Genomic DNA, 14,449 nt, shown 5'->3' on the forward strand with positions numbered 1-14,449 from the left:
GAAAATCTTAGAGCCTTATATATGTTTGAGCATAGCGAGTTTATATAAGGTTCTTAGATTTTCAAAAACACGAACTTTAGACTGACTAAAAGTTTTTAACGTGCCGAAGTTTGGCAGCATATTACGGAGTATAAGTTAAATTTACTTTGAAGTACTAGCTGCACCCTTTAAATCATATAGTTGACCAGAGTTTCTTCCATCAAATCCACCAAAACTTTGCCTTCCTGAATTAGAATTTTGATTTTGTGAATTTATAACATCTTTCTTATTGTCTTCTGAGTTTTCTAATTGGTTATTTGATGTATTAGAATCCTTCCATTGACTTTCTGGCACAACCGTACCATTTTTTTGAACCCAGCTCATAATATCGTTACCAGAGTCCCTTCCTCCCATACCTCCTGAAAGTACATATCTTATTTCACCTTTATTAACTAACTCTTTAAACTGGTCTAAAGTAAGTATTTTGTCAGATCCTGAAAAACCACCAAGTGCCATTACAGATTCACCAGTATTAATTATTATATCTTCAGCACTTCCAGAACCTGAAACTACAAGTAAATATTTTTCATTTGTCTTATGACTTTTTAAAAATTCTATTAATTTTGTATTACTACTATTAGAACCCTTCATCCCTAAGTTTCCCGCCTGTTTGTTAGACATCAGCTCTAATCCGGCAGCAGGTATACCACTGCTCATTTCATAGAACATAGGAGTAGATGCTCCAACTGTAGGAATTACTAAAATCCCTAAAAAAGCAATACTTACTAATATTTTGTTTAACTTTATGTTTTTACTTTCTTTTAAGCCATCATTATTAATTTCGCCAGTGCGTTTTTTACTTTTTATTATATTTATGATATTACATGCAGCAAGTACAGTTGAAGCTGCAAAACACAAAATTAATGATGCTATAAGTACATTTTTTATAGTACTAGACATACTATTATAGAAATAAGATAACATTAATAATTGTGTCAGGCCTTCTACCACAAAGGATACAGGTAAAATCCATGACTTCCAGCTTTTTTCTTTGTAAAGCTCCCACATTGCAGAAATTCCTATTCCTGATAAAGCTGCAATTGGTGGTGCCATCATAGTTAAATAGTATGGATGAAACAACCCTTTTGTATAGCTAAAGTATATAAATTCAGGTAGTAACCACATAAACCATAATACTAATGCTAACTTTCTCTTATTGTTAAAAGGAAATCTTAATTTTTCTTTTATTGCTGCTGCTGCGAATCCAAATACAGCAAGTGGTAAAAACCAACCTATTTGGTCTGATAACATATTTTTAGAAAATAATCTTGTAATTCCAGCTGTTGTCTGACCACCAAAAGATCCTTGAAGACCACCACCTTGACCTCCTGGTCCGCCACCAGGGCCTCCTCCGCTCGGTGGCTGCATATTTCCATCTCTTTGCCCTAATCCCATTCCGCTTGGACCTTGTCCATCGCCACCTGGCACACCTCCTGGCATTCCCTGACCTTGGCTACCATCACTTGTGTTGTTTCCATCTCGTTGATTCTGGGTTGCACTAGAGTTAGCATCAGTACCGTTTCTAACTTGTCTTTGCCCATCACCTGGACCTGATTTGCTACCAAGGCCAAGTCTCTCTAAGCCATTGTGCCCAAATATAAGTTCCATAACTGTATTATTTGTACTGCTTCCCACAAAAGGTCTGTTTGCTGTAGGTACCAAATCTACAACAAAAGCCCAAGACAACGATACTGCTAAAAGAATAACTGTACCCGCAATAAGATGTTTTATTTTCTTTTTAAAGGATATGGCTGTGGAAAGAAGATAAGTTATATATAAGGCGGGTCCAATCATATAAGCTTCCAGCATTTTTATATTAAACCCAACACCCACAAGAACTAAGCTTATTATAAGATATTTAACCATTCCTTTTTCGGCGGCTATAGAAAGTGCCCAGCAAGCAAATAATAAAGTTAAAACAAGCAAGTTATCTATTGTATTGTTCCTACTTGCTGCTACAAAAACCGGCGTTACTGCAAGACATAATGCTGAAATCAAACCTGCTGCACTTCCAAAGGATCTTTTAACAAGATAATATATAAGCCCAACTGAAATTACTCCTGCAAGGGCCTGAGGTAAAATTATACTCCATCCACTAAAACCAAATATTTTAGCTGATATAGTTTGTATCCAAAATCCTAGTGGTGGTTTATCAATGGTTACAAACCCCGTAGGATCAAAAGACACAAAGAAAAAATTTCTAAAGTTCATAAGCATACTTTTTACGCCTGCAGCATAATATTTATTTGCATATCCCTCTATACCTATATTTGCAAAATTTAATACTGAAGATAGTATTAAAATTACTATCAATCCAAAGGTTTCTTTTGTAAACTTTATTTTTTTCACTACTTACTGCCTCCTTAAATAGTTCTCTTAATTTTATATTTTACTTTTACACAACCTCTTTAAAATTTAATACCCATACTTAGTTGAATACCCACAACTTATAGAAAAGAAAATTAGTTATTTGAGCAATAACAGTTACAATTACTTTTGACATATATACGTTGAAATAAAAATGCTTTACTAAAATATTCATAGCAATTATTGTAATTATAAGAGAAATTAAGTTAACTACAATAAATTGTAATAGTTCCTGAGTTAGCTTCTTATTAGAATGTCTTTGATTGAAAGTCCATTTTCTATTAAAAATAAAGCTATTAACCACTCCAAAACTATAACCTAAACCCTGACTGACCATATAGTTTATTCCAAACAAACTATGAAACATTGAGAATGTTACAAAATCAATAAGAGTATTTGCTACTCCTACCATAGAAAAACGGCTAAAATGTTTAAGTTCCCCATAAAAAAGATATCTTGTTACATTAGCTACTAATTTCATATTTTTTATCAACTCTCTTATAATTTACAGTGCTATCAATTATATAAATAGGTCTTCCTTTACTTTCATCAAAAATTCTTCCAATATATTGGCCCAATATTCCAATACTGCCAAGGGTTAACCCAAACATCGTTACATTAATTGCTATAAGCAATCCCAAACTTATTATTTCTGTTCTCTTAAACATGTCTCTTATAATAACCGCAGCAGTGGAAATCATTCCTGTTAAAAAAGCTAATCCCCCAAGGTATCCTGCAATCACAAGCGGTTTGTATGATAAAGAAGTTATACCATCAAAGGCAAGCTTCATCATTTTTTTAAAAGGATATCTAGTTTCCCCGGCAAATCTCTCTTGTCTTTCAAATTCCACGAAGGTCTGCTTATATCCAACCCAACTAACAAGGCCTCTCACATATCTATTTTTTTCTGGAAGTGCTACCAGCGCATTACACACCTTACGATCTATAAGTCTAAAATCTCCTGTATCTACAGGAATATCCACACTAGACATGCTCCTTAACAACCTATAGAATACTTTAGCAGTAAACTTTTTAAAAAATGTTTCTCCTTCCCTTTTTATTCTTTTTCCATATACTACCTGGTATCCGTCCTTCCACTTTTCAATCATCTTTAGAATAACTTCTGGTGGATCTTGAAGATCCGCATCTATAACAACAACAGCATCTCCTAGAGCTAAATCCATACCTGCCGTTATGGCAGCCTGATGACCAAAATTTCGTGAAAAGTTAACAAGTTTTATTTTTTCGTCATTTCTGCATATATTCTGCACTATATCATTTGTTCTATCTTTACTTCCATCATTTACAAATATAATTTCATAATTTTCTTTCGTAGAATCCATGACCTTTTTTAATCTTTTGTAGCTTTCATTAATAACAAGTTCTTCATTATATAAAGGTACTATGACAGAATAAACTACTGCGTTATACATTTACCTCACCTCATTTATCAGACATTTGAATTTTAATATTTAATTTATGTATTTATTTTAACTTTAAATTGTTACAGTTTAATCACAATTTAATCACAGCTTAACTAAACTTTTGAAACAATCCATATTTTTTTACTAAAGTTAAAGACACTTTCTCTAATAACTTTCTGTGATATTTTTAGCTTATGACTAATCCTTAGTTATTAGATTATCTTATATTGACTGATACTTACTCTAACAAATGCAGAGGCTTGAAATAGAACTATAACAAAAAAGCATGTGGTTTATATAATATTTCAATAATAAACCACATGCTTTTCTTATTCTTTAATCGTATACATTTAACCTTTGTTAATCAACTTCTCTACATAAAAAGCTTCGCCATATTTCAAATCATTAATCTCTTGTAAGCTTAATTTCCATGACATTTACAGCAATTTTTATTCTCTTATTTTTTCAAGAGCGGATCTCACTCTTAAGGTTATCTGCAGGGAATAGTATTCCTGTCTGTTTTCTAGCTTCTTCTATAATCTCTATGACATTTAGAGACTGATTATATGAATTTATTTCTGATTCCTTCTTGTTGCTTTTTATTAATTCTATAAATTCTTTAGCTTCATAGTACATTGTTTCTTTTAATTGAGGCACAGATAACTCTTCACATTCTCCATTCCTATATATAATTTGTACTTTTTCTGTATTATTAATTTTATCAATTATCATAGTACCTTTTTCTCCTTGAATTTCACATGGAATATATGAATTGGCTATCTTTGAATGAATTATAACGCCTTCCATATCCTCATAAGATAGAATTAAACTTCCTTCTCCATCTATTCCTGAAGGTAACTTTAATGCAGATGCTTTTATATGTTTTGGCATACCAAAAAGCCTAACCAGTGGGTGTATACAATAAGTACCTATATCCATAATTGAACCATTAGAAAACTTAGGATCAAATGTATTTACATGCTTTCCTTCCTTATAAATGTCATATCTTGAAGAATACTGACAGTAACTTGCAAAATACTTTCTTATTTTTCCTAACTTATGAAGATTGTCCTCTATGACCTTAAAATTAGGCAAAAACATGGTTTTCATAGCTTCCATTAATAACATATCATTATTTTTAGCAGCTGCTATCATAGAATTTAGCTCTTTTACGTTAGATGCAACTGGTTTTTCACAAAGAACATGCTTTTTATTATTTAAGAATATAATAGCCTGTTCTGCATGAAGAGAATTAGGACTTGCTATGTACACAGCATCAATACAATTACTTTTTGCCATAGCTTCTAAATCTGTAAATATATTAGTTACCCCATACTTTTCTGCAAAGGCTTTTGCTTTCTCTTCTGTTCTAGAATAAACTGCATTTAGTTTAAAGTCATCTACTAAACTAGCACATTTTATAAATTCATCAGTTATCCAGCTAGTACCTACCACACCTATATTAATCATATTTTCCCTCCTACCCTATTTAACTTAAAATTGTATCCATACATTTGCTTAATCATAATTATTGTTTATTATATTATTATAATAACATATTGAAGGATTTGGAGGCTATATTTATGGAAAAATATGAATTAAATAAAAATCTTGCACAAATGCTAAAAGGTGGCGTAATAATGGATGTTGTAACGCCTAAAGAAGCAGAAATAGCTGAGAAGGCTGGTGCTTGCGCTGTTATGGCACTTGAGAGAGTTCCATCTGATATAAGAAAACAGGGTGGAGTAGCAAGAATGTCTGACCCAAAAATGATTAAAGAAATACAAGCTGCTGTTTCCATACCAGTAATGGCAAAAGTTAGAATAGGACATTTTGTAGAAGCACAAATACTTCAAAGCTTAGGAATAGATTATATAGATGAAAGTGAAGTCTTAACGCCAGCTGATGAAACTTTCCATGTTAACAAGTGGGATTTCAAAGTACCTTTTGTTTGTGGTGCTAAAAATCTTGGGGAAGCTTTAAGAAGAATTGGAGAAGGAGCTTCAATGATAAGAACTAAAGGAGAAGCTGGTACTGGTAATGTTGTTGAGGCTGTTCGCCATATGAGAACTATGGTGGATGATATCAGAAAGATTAAAAATGCTTCAGAGCAAGAACTTATGACTATTGCCAAGGAAATGTGTGCTCCTTACGAACTTGTAAAGTATGTTTGGAAGGAAGGAAAACTACCTGTAGTTAACTTTGCTGCTGGTGGTATAGCAACTCCAGCAGATGCTGCACTTATGATGCAACTTGGATCAGAAGGAGTTTTCGTAGGCTCTGGAATATTCAAATCATCAGATCCTGAAAAGAGAGCAAAAGCTATTGTACTTGCAACAACTTATTATAACGACCCTAAGATACTTGCAGAAGTTTCAGAAGACTTAGGTGAGCCAATGAGTGGATTAGACGTAAGAGATTTAGATAATAGATACGCTGAAAGAGGTTGGTAAAGTGAAAATAGGAGTTTTATCACTTCAAGGTGGAGTAGCTGAGCATATAAATCACATACAAGCTTTAGGTTGTACAGCTTTAGAGGTAAAAAAATTAGAAGACCTTGAAGACCTTAATGGTTTAATACTTCCTGGTGGCGAAAGCACTACAATCGGTAAAATTTTAAAAGAAAGAAATATACTTATACCATTAAGAGAAAAGATATTATCAGGCCTTCCAGTTTGGGGAACTTGTGCAGGTATGATATTGCTTGCAAAAGAGCTTGAAAATGATGGAACTACTCACCTATCTGTTATGGATATAAAGGTTAGAAGAAATGCTTATGGCACTCAAATAGATAGCTTCGAAACCACTGAAATCATTGAAGAAATTTCTAGTATTCCAATACCTCTAGTCTTTATAAGGGCTCCTTATATAGTAGATTCAGGTGATAACGTAAAAATTCTTCATAGAGTTAACGGAAACATTGTTGCTGCAAGACAAGATAACATTCTTGTTACATCCTTTCATCCAGAGCTTACAAAAAATCTTGAATTACATAGATACTTTATATCTATGTGTAGTAATTAAATTTTCATACAATTTAGAGTAGCTCTCACTTAAATATAATATAAAATTTTCATTTTATATAGCTACTAAAATATATAAAAAATAAACCTCAGTAAATGCATTAATGGAGATATTGAGGTTTTATTTTTTTATAGATTAGCTTTCACATAAATATATATTATAGCCCACATGTTCATCCTTTACACCACACAAATATTCCATTTTCATCTATTATTTCATCCACTGAATTTAAAACAAAATCTGCTCCTTTGACTAATGTTTCTTTTCCATTAGTTCCTGATAACACAGCAATTGCTAATGCAGCATTACCATTACTTGCTAGAGCAATATCAACTTCAGTGTCCCCAACTACAGCTATTTCTTCTGGTTGAAGACCACAGGCTTTACAAAACTTATTTAATAAATCTGGACTAGGTTTTGGTGCTGACATACCATCGTCAGCACCTATAAAATCGAAATATTCTTCTACATTTAGGCTTTTTAAACAAAACCTTGCAGATTCATAGGTATCTGAAGTAGCAAGTCCTATATAAATATGAAGTTTTTTAAGCTCATTAAATAATCTAGTTAAATTTCCTGTAGGTTTAATAAGTTTAGATTTTTCTTTAGACAGCTTATTTATTTTAGCTTCTATATAAAAAGAAAGATTTAAAAGCAATCTCTTATCTACAGCTTCTCGTTCAAGCACCAAAGTTAACTCTTTTGTTACTTCTCCCAAAGTTCCCCAGGCTAAAACTCCAAAAGGCTCTACTTTACCACTTCTTATACCTATAGCCTGCAAAAGTTTATCTTTTATACCCTGTATATACTGGATGTTTAAATCCTTTACTAATTCATCAATAGTGTCTGTAAACAGCGGAACCCATATGGAATGGAAATCAAGTAATGTTCCATCTTTATCGAATAGTATACCTTTAATATTTTTCATCTAGTGTCCTCCTAGTTTTTGTAATAGTTGTCCCCAATTAAATATTGTATGTTTTTTACTGCCCTTATATATAGGATTTGTAAAAAGTAACAAATTTCCTTCTCCATCTCTAATCTCTAATCTGCTCCACGTGAAAGCTGAACCTTTCCAATTAAAGCTGATATCATATCTCATATTATTTTCATTGTTTTTTTGTAAAATCACGTTACCATTTTCAATTAAAAAAATACTAATACCTTTAATAAGATCCTTTTCTCCGCTTTTTATTAAAAAACTATAGGTAACTTTTTTTTCATCAGAATTTGATAGAAATAATTCAGACAAGGAGTCTCCTGGAGAGTAATTTTTTTCATTACAATTTATATCTATATCAAGCTCAAGTCCTCTACTTACATATACTCTGCCCTTAGATACAGAATTTAGTATTTCTGAAGCTGAAAGCCCATCTGCCAGCACATAGGTGCTAGGATCACCAATAAGAGATGGCTTATCTGCTCCTTCATAAGTTTCATTTGGCAAAAGATGAGAATCACTGCCTCCAATGCCCCATATGTGATATCCCTCATTCCATAAGGTATTCCATATATTTAATACTTTTTCCGTAGCCTCCCTGTTTTTAGGATATGTAGGATCATTTATTATTTCTAACACATCTATATTTTCTATTAAAGTTTCCTTATGTAACCACTGCCATGGAGGCAGCTCAGCATGGTTAATTGAACACAGTGCTCCATTTTCTCTAGCTTCTTTCATCAATCTATTCATTCCACTTTCTGACAATAGACCACCATTCTCAGAATTCACTCTAAAATCAATCCACCTTTTTAACCCTAGAGCATTAAAATGAGTAGCCAGTGGAGTAATTTCAATGCCTGGAATAGGGAGAACATCTCCTTTTACCCATTTGCAGGGTAATATATTATGGTCTGTAACTACAAAAAAGTCTAAATTCATTTTCTTTGCCTGCAGCATTCCTTCTTCTGGAGTAAGCTTACCATCTGAAATATTAGTATGGGTATGAAAGTCTCCCTTATACCACCTTAATCCAGTTTTTAATCTCTGTTTAAAGTTATATCTATTTAAATATATACCTTCCCCTTCATAATTACCGTCACACCAGATTTCGTAATTCCATTCTTTTTCTTCTGTAACCTTTTCTTGAATATCTTCTTCAAATATTTCTATTAAATAAGATATTTCCTGTGAGGCTTCACAAGTTATCTCTAAAGTATATCGCCCTTTTTCAAGTATACCAGGTACTGCAGAAAAGTTGGACAGTACAGGATCTTCATTAATAATTGTGCTGCTAAATTCTTTTAGATGCAATCGTTGAAGTCTAAGTTTTTTATCTTCATCCCAAAGAAGAACTTGTATCCAAGCTTTGTAGTCAGTTTTAATATTTATCCTAAGACAGCTTAAAGAGTTTTCAAGGTTGAATTTATGTGTATGTAAAGGCAGCTTTTCACTGCCTTTAAACATCCCGTTAAAAGTTATCATACTATTACTTTGAAGCCGCATTCAATGCTGCTTGTGCTTCCTCTTTAGCTTCTTTTAATGCCTGTGCTGCATTTATATTTTGTATTTCAACCTTGTCTGCTGCCTTCTTTAGAGCATCAGATATCTTTCCGCCTGTTGGATCAACAAATGCTGAAGATGCTGTTTTTGCCTGTGCAATGGGAACTAATATTTGAGGATGTGTTTTTGCAAATTCCTTAAATACTGGTGCTTCTTCAGCTGACTTTCTCACTGCTATATAACCAGTTTTAATAGACCAATCCGCTGTTTTTTCTGCACTTGTGAAAAATTTCATCCATTTAAATGCAGCCTCCTGCTTATCCTTATCTGTAACTGCTGGTATGCTTACAGTTAAAGCTTCTGCTATTGGTGTCGCAGCATGTCCATTCCATCCTGGCTGAGGTGCAGCAACAATTTTGCTAAAATCAAGATCTCCCTGGTCTCCACTGGAACCCAAATAACCTGCTGCTCTATCCTTCATAACATCATCAATAGTAGCATACCAATACTCCCAACCTTGACCACCAGAGTGTATTCTCATAGTTTTATCTTCATGTATAGCTTTTCTAATGGATTCCCAAGTATCTATCCATTCATTAGAATCAATTAATACATTTTTACCATCTTCACTTATTATTTTACCACCTTTACTAAGAGCCATATCCGTTAAGTTTTCTGGGCCCCACATAGGTTCAAAACCATATACACTAACTTCATTTCCATTAGTCTTTCTAAGCTTTTTCGATGCAGAAAAAACATCTTCCCAAGTCTTTAAATCTTCTGGCTTTATTCCAGCTGACTCCAAATAATCCTTTCTATAATACATAACCTGAGTTGTTCCATACATCGGTAGCGAATATATTTTTCCATTTATCTTTCCTTGATTATAAAAGGATGGAATGAAATCTTCTGAGTTAAAATTCTTATCCTTTGAAATAAAGTCATCAAGTGGTGCCAAAACCTTTTTACTTCCTAGTGAATTCATTTGTACATTGTTTAAAAGTACAGCTGCAGGTGCTTTTTTTGATGCTATAGCTGCCTGTAAAGCCTGATAAGTTTCAGTATAGCTTCCTTGTGCCACACCTTTAACCACAACTTCTTTTTGTGATTCATTAAACTCTTTTATTTTTTGAACCATATTTTCTCCAAGTTTACCACCTAATCCGTACCAGAATTCAATTTCTACTGGTGCTTTATTAGAATTGCTTACTGTTTCAGTATTTACAGTATTATTTTTTGCAGCTGTGCAACCTGATATGAGTCCCATCATAGTAACTGATAATACTATAACTGCTATGAGTTTTTTGTTTAATAATTTCATTTTATATTCCTCCCTAAATCATATTAAAATCAATTTTTAACCTTTTAGTCCCGTATCTCCAATACTTTTCATAAACCATTTTTGTGTAATAAAAAATAATAAAAGCAATGGTATTACTGTTATTGCGCTAGCCGCCATAACCTGAGGCCACTTTATACCATAGGCACCACCTTGAATAAAGAATTGTCTAAGGCCTATAGTAACAAGATAATGTTTTGGGTCCTTTATTATTAAGGAAGGCCACAGATAATTATTATAATTACTGATAAAACTTAATAATGCTAAAGTGATAAATGAGGATTTGCAAAAAGGAATCATAATATATACTAAAATTCTAAAGTGACCAGCTCCATCAATTTTAGCTGCTTCTATCATCTCTTTTCTCACCTGCATAAAGGCTTGTCTTATAAGAAATATACCAAAAACATTAACTAAATTTGAAATGATGATTCCCTTATAAGAATCTAGCATATTCATCTTTGATATAAGCATATAGCTAGGCACATAGGTTGCTGCTGCTGGAAGCATATAAGTTACCATAACAATAGCAAACAATAGGTTTTTACCTTTAAATTTTAATTGAGTAAAGGCATAAGCTATCATAGCAGAATTTATTAATTGAATTACTACTATAAATGATGCTGTAAAGGTAGAATTAAATATGTAGAGTCCAAAGGGTGCTCCACTAAGTACCTCAGTGTAGTTGTTCCACTGTGGAACCTTTGGCCACAAGCTAGGTGGAAACATCCATATTTCATCCTTTGTTTTTATTGAACTAAGTATTAACCATAAAAAAGGGAAGGCTATAATTATGCTAAAAATGATTAGTGATAAATAACTAATCATGTCTATAAATTTATTGTTACTCTTTTTCTTTGAAATAGAAGTCTTATTAGCTATTTCATACATAAAATCACCTTCCTACTGATAGTGCACCCATCTTTTTGATGCAATAAATTGAATTAAGCTTAATATCCCTGTTAATATTACTAGTATTGTTGCAATTGCAGCAGCTTCACCAGTATTAAAGTTTTCAAAAGCGTATTGATAGTACATATAAAGTATTGTTCTGGTACTTCCTGCAGGACCTCCCTGCGTCATAATCTGAATTTGATCATAAGCTTGTAGTGAATTAATAGTAGTTATTATAAATAAGAAAAATGTTGTTGGAGAAATTAATGGGATAGTAACATTTTTTATTTTCTGCCAGCTAGAAGCCCCGTCTATATAGCTAGCCTCGTAGAGCTCTTCTGGAACCTTCTGTAGAGCTTCTAAATAAAATACCATAGCCCAACCAACTCCTTTCCATACAGTAACAATAAGTATAACTACCATAGCCCATTTGCTGCTTTGAGCCCATTGAAGTTTATGCAAATGAAATGTCTGTAGTATATAGTTTGCAAGTCCAACTCTTGGTTCGAATATCCAAGACCAAACTATGGATATAGCTACTGTAGGAGTTACCCAAGGAGAAAATAAAATTGTTCTAAATATACCCATAGCTTTTAATTTCTTATTTAAAAGAAGCGCCAGTACTAAACCTCCTATTATAGTTGGTATTACATTACCTAAAGTAAAGTAAACTGTGTTTATTAAAACCTGATAAAATTCTTTATTTCTAAATAGTGTAATATAATTATTGATACCAACAAATTTATATTCAGGACTCATAAAATCCCAGTCTGTAAAGCTTAAATAGGTAGAATAAAACATAGGCCACAACCAAAAAGCTGCAAGTGGTAAGCTAGCTGGTAATATAAAAAGTAATGCAGTTAAACCTTGTGATTTTTTTAACCTTCCTATAAAAAAGAATATATTAGAAAACTTACCTTTAGCATAATTCAACTTTACAGCTTTACCCTTCTTTCTATATAACTTATCTACTTCCATATTTATAGCTTCCTCCTTTCCTTTTCCTTTTAACAATCTAATTGTACATATTTTACGTATTAATTTTATTATATATATGTAAAATATAGGTTAATGTCACACAGAATACCATAAAATATTGTTAAAACACCACAAAATATTTTAATGAAGTCCAACTTTTTCTACAAACAGAACATAAATATTTGTTTTCATCTATTCATAATTCCTACAATATTATTTCTTAAATAGAATAAACTAATAGGTGGTGACTTATGCAAAATACTTTCCTCAACATATTTCCTAAATAAAAACTAAAGGGCCTAATACTTTGATTAAAGTATTAGGCCCTTTAGTTTTTATAAATTATTTAGTTATTAATTATTTCAACACCTAAATTTAAATATTTATCCTTGACTTTAGTATTTAATTTTGAATCTGTAATAATCATATTAATTTTATCAAAATTACACACATTTAATAGAGAAACAACTCCAAACTTTGTACTGTCTGCAACCACTATAGTTTGCTGAGAACACTGCATCATTTTCTTTTTAATTTCTATCTCGCCTATACCATAATCAGTAATTCCTGCTGTTATTGAAATACCACTACAGCTTGCAAAGGTTATATCTATATGAAATTGCTCGATAAATTTTTCTGCCATGCTACCAATAATACATTTTTCATCTTTTTTTAAAGTTCCTCCTGCAAGAATTATTGTGTACTCCTCCATATCCGATAACTCTTCTGCAATAGCTATTGAATTAGTAATTACCGATAACTTTCTTACTTTTCTTTTAATTGCTTTTGCTACCTCGGTGTTAGTGGTACTTACGTCTAATGCAATAGCCTGACCTTCTGCTACATATCTAGCTGCAATTTCTCCTATTTCTATTTTTTCTTCCATATTTTTAGTTTCCCTGATAGCAAAGTTTACTTCATTAGCACCTACTTTCTCAAGTACGGCTCCTCCGTAAACTCTTTTAAGATACCCTTCTTTTTCAAGATATTCCAAATCCCTTCGAACAGTTTCAATTGATATATTAAATAACTTAACAAGCCTTGAAACTTTTACACTTTTCTCTTTTTCTAATAATTCAATTATTTTATTATGCCTCTCTTGTACAAGCATTTTGCTCTCCCACTTAAACCATATTAATATATTATATAATCACTAATTAATTATATAATATTACAAATTTAGTTACAATATATGTTTTAATGGTGAAATACATACTTTAGATAATTCCCATAATTTTATTTTTTACAATGGATAGACCAATATCAACAATCAAACTCTAATTTCCCTAGGCACACTTCTATAAAACAAAAAAGCTGGTCATTAAACCAACTTTTATTATTCAAAACAAATTGATCCACGAAAAGGATTTGCACCTTTAACCTATTGGTTAATAACCCAGTGCTCCACCCCATTGACCTAGCAGCGACCTACTCTCCCACAGGGCCTCCCCTGCAGTACCATCGGCACTGTGAAGCTTAACCGTCGTGTTCGGAATGGGAACGGGTGTTACCTTCACGTCATTACCACTAAATGTTTTTAATTGTGATAAACTTCGCATCTCTGCGTCACTTTGCTTGCTGCGGTACTCATTTACGATTTGTAAACTCTGTTCCTCGCTTCGCTTTGTTCCTTGATCTGCTCGTTTCTAACAATTAAAAACTATAATCTCTGTATTAAGAGAGATTATTTGTTCTCTGAAAATTGCACAGATTAGCTGTAAAGCTTAAATAATTTGGTCAAGCCCTCGACCTATTAGTATCAGTCAGCTGAACATGTTACCATGCTTACACCTCTGACCTATCAACCTTGTGTTCTTCAAGGGGTCTTACTAGCTTACGCTATGGGAAATCTAATCTTGAGGTGGGCTTCACGCTTAGATGCTTTCAGCGTTTATCCCGTCCCGACATAGCTACCCAGCTGTGCTCCTGGCGGAACAACTG

Annotated in this window: 12 protein-coding genes and 2 rRNA genes; 2 read left to right on the forward strand and 12 right to left on the reverse strand. The window is 32.6% G+C overall.

Going from position 1 to position 14,449, the window contains the following annotated elements; genetic code table 11:
* Nucleotides 1-141 precede the first annotated feature (141 nt).
* From HGI79_RS03840 to HGI79_RS03855, 4 genes are all read right to left on the reverse strand, one after another.
* On the reverse strand, nt 142-2,388 hold the full coding sequence (locus tag HGI79_RS03840; RefSeq protein ID WP_185649335.1) for a glycosyltransferase family 39 protein: 2,247 nt from the start codon (nt 2,386-2,388) through the stop codon (nt 142-144).
* Nucleotides 2,389-2,467: 79 nt separating this feature from the next.
* The gene (locus HGI79_RS03845) at nt 2,468-2,887 is read right to left on the reverse strand and encodes a GtrA family protein (RefSeq protein ID WP_185649336.1); all 420 of its coding nucleotides are present in this window, start codon (nt 2,885-2,887) and stop codon (nt 2,468-2,470) included.
* On the reverse strand, nt 2,871-3,839 hold the full coding sequence (locus tag HGI79_RS03850) for a glycosyltransferase family 2 protein (RefSeq protein ID WP_185649337.1): 969 nt from the start codon (nt 3,837-3,839) through the stop codon (nt 2,871-2,873). The genes HGI79_RS03845 and HGI79_RS03850 overlap by 17 nt, the downstream gene beginning before the upstream one ends.
* 456 nt (nt 3,840-4,295) lie before the next feature.
* Complete coding sequence (locus tag HGI79_RS03855; RefSeq protein WP_185649338.1) at nt 4,296-5,300, reverse strand: Gfo/Idh/MocA family protein; 1,005 nt, start codon at nt 5,298-5,300, stop codon at nt 4,296-4,298.
* Between the two features lie 113 nt (nt 5,301-5,413).
* On the opposite strand from HGI79_RS03855, the gene pdxS reads away from it, so the two are divergent.
* Together pdxS and pdxT are read left to right on the forward strand one after the other, a co-directional pair.
* Nucleotides 5,414-6,283, forward strand: coding sequence for a pyridoxal 5'-phosphate synthase lyase subunit PdxS (pdxS, locus tag HGI79_RS03860; protein WP_207725695.1), 870 nt, complete (start codon nt 5,414-5,416; stop codon nt 6,281-6,283).
* A gap of 1 nt (nt 6,284) precedes the next feature.
* Nucleotides 6,285-6,854, forward strand: coding sequence for a pyridoxal 5'-phosphate synthase glutaminase subunit PdxT (gene pdxT, locus HGI79_RS03865; RefSeq protein ID WP_185649339.1), 570 nt, complete (start codon nt 6,285-6,287; stop codon nt 6,852-6,854).
* A 172-nt stretch (nt 6,855-7,026) separates the two neighbouring features.
* Here the strand turns inward: pdxT and HGI79_RS03870 are convergent, their stop codons facing one another.
* The 8 genes from HGI79_RS03870 to HGI79_RS03905 form a co-directional block, all read right to left on the reverse strand.
* Nucleotides 7,027-7,782 carry an HAD family hydrolase gene (locus tag HGI79_RS03870; protein WP_185649340.1) on the reverse strand — a complete coding sequence of 252 codons (756 nt, stop codon included), beginning with the start codon at nt 7,780-7,782 and terminating at the stop codon, nt 7,027-7,029.
* Nucleotides 7,783-9,279, reverse strand: coding sequence for a CehA/McbA family metallohydrolase (locus HGI79_RS03875; RefSeq protein ID WP_185649341.1), 1,497 nt, complete (start codon nt 9,277-9,279; stop codon nt 7,783-7,785). It lies immediately after the preceding gene.
* A 4-nt stretch (nt 9,280-9,283) separates the two neighbouring features.
* Complete coding sequence (locus HGI79_RS03880; protein ID WP_185649342.1) at nt 9,284-10,618, reverse strand: ABC transporter substrate-binding protein; 1,335 nt, start codon at nt 10,616-10,618, stop codon at nt 9,284-9,286.
* Nucleotides 10,619-10,654: 36 nt separating this feature from the next.
* Nucleotides 10,655-11,527 (reverse strand): carbohydrate ABC transporter permease, encoded by an 873-nt coding sequence (locus HGI79_RS03885; RefSeq protein ID WP_185649343.1) that lies wholly within the window; start codon nt 11,525-11,527, stop codon nt 10,655-10,657.
* A 12-nt stretch (nt 11,528-11,539) separates the two neighbouring features.
* Nucleotides 11,540-12,508 (reverse strand): carbohydrate ABC transporter permease, encoded by a 969-nt coding sequence (locus HGI79_RS03890; RefSeq protein WP_185649344.1) that lies wholly within the window; start codon nt 12,506-12,508, stop codon nt 11,540-11,542.
* A gap of 346 nt (nt 12,509-12,854) precedes the next feature.
* Nucleotides 12,855-13,619, reverse strand: a complete 765-nt coding sequence (locus HGI79_RS03895; RefSeq protein ID WP_185649345.1) for a DeoR/GlpR family DNA-binding transcription regulator — start codon at nt 13,617-13,619, stop codon at nt 12,855-12,857.
* A gap of 304 nt (nt 13,620-13,923) precedes the next feature.
* Nucleotides 13,924-14,040 (reverse strand): 5S ribosomal RNA (gene rrf / locus HGI79_RS03900).
* A 201-nt stretch (nt 14,041-14,241) separates the two neighbouring features.
* A 23S ribosomal RNA gene (locus tag HGI79_RS03905) occupies nt 14,242-14,449 on the reverse strand; the annotation flags it as partial.

It is taken from the genome of Clostridium sp. DJ247, assembly GCF_014231265.1.